This window comes from Thermogutta sp., assembly GCF_014359955.1.
Taxonomy (GTDB): domain Bacteria; phylum Planctomycetota; class Planctomycetia; order Pirellulales; family Thermoguttaceae; genus Thermogutta.
Genome location: NZ_JACIYL010001101.1, coordinates 1 through 1050, shown reverse-complemented (window position 1 = coordinate 1050; position 1050 = coordinate 1). Strand labels below are relative to the sequence as shown.

The 1050-nt window shown below is 58.2% G+C and carries 1 protein-coding gene and 1 pseudogene; both read right to left on the bottom strand.

Going from position 1 to position 1050, the window contains the following annotated elements; all coding sequences use genetic code 11:
* Positions 1-458: pseudogene (locus H5U08_RS19655) on the bottom strand (hypothetical protein); the annotation flags it as partial.
* Positions 459-481: 23 nt separating this feature from the next.
* The coding region (locus tag H5U08_RS19650) for a TRAM domain-containing protein (protein WP_297037127.1) at positions 482-1050 on the bottom strand (569 nt) is incomplete at its 5' end.

The window sequence follows — 1050 nt, the reverse complement described above, 5'->3', positions numbered from 1 at the left end:
ATCTCCACCTCGTGGGTCAGCGCGCGGACCTCGGCGGTCAGTTCGTCCACCAGAACTTGTCGGGCGACCGGTTCCCCCTCCGTAAGCCGCAACAGGTCGTAGGCTTCCGGGTCGGTCACCAGGATATCACTGAGAAACTGACTGGTGCTGAAGATTTGCAGCAGTGGCGGTAAGGCTTCCGGGTCTCGCTCGAACAGGGCGGCCAGAGACAGGGGATTTCTGGCAGCGGAGAAGAATCGCTCCAGATTGTTGAGCGCCATATCCGGATCAGCCAGCGTGGGTAATTTCTCCTCAAGCTGATGGGCGAGGTGAGCGAGCAAATCGAGGGGAATTCCCTGCCGGGCAATTCCCAGGAAATTTGTCAGGCCACGATCGACATCGCGGACTTTCAATCGCCCAAGCCAGCTACGAGCGAGTTCTGGCTGTTCCAGGAAAGAACGAACGGTTGCAATCTCCATCGATGGCGGTGGTTCTTTGGAGGCTACGCGGATACCGGTGCGCCCAGCCGATCTGCATGCATGTCTTGCTTGACCAAACTCAGTTCGCCGAACAAGGTGACCGGGCTGACTTCTTTGATTGTCACTTTTACAAACTGTCCCGCCAAGTCGGCTGGGCCTTCGAAGACGACGATGCGGTCACAAACGGTGCGACCGCTTAGCTGGAGGGAAGAGGACGGCGTTGCGGATTGCCGCTCCGCCATCTTGCTCGGTCCCTCCACGAGAACCTCCACCGTTTGGCCGATGAACCGCTGGTTCTCCTCCAGACTGATGCGGTTCTGAATCGCCAGCAGCTCGTTGTTGCGGCGTCGTTTCACTTCATCGGGGACGTCATCGGGGAACAGTTCGTACGCTTTCGTGCCGGGCCGCGGGCTGTACTTGAAAATGAAACTGTTCTTGAATCGTGCGGCTTCCACGAGTCGCACCGTCTCCTCGAAATCCTGCTCCGTTTCGCCGCAGAATCCCACGATGAAATCGCTCGTGACGGCTGCCTCCGGGACGATTTCCCGAATGGTGGCCAGCATCTCGTCGTATTGTTCTACTGTGTAACCCC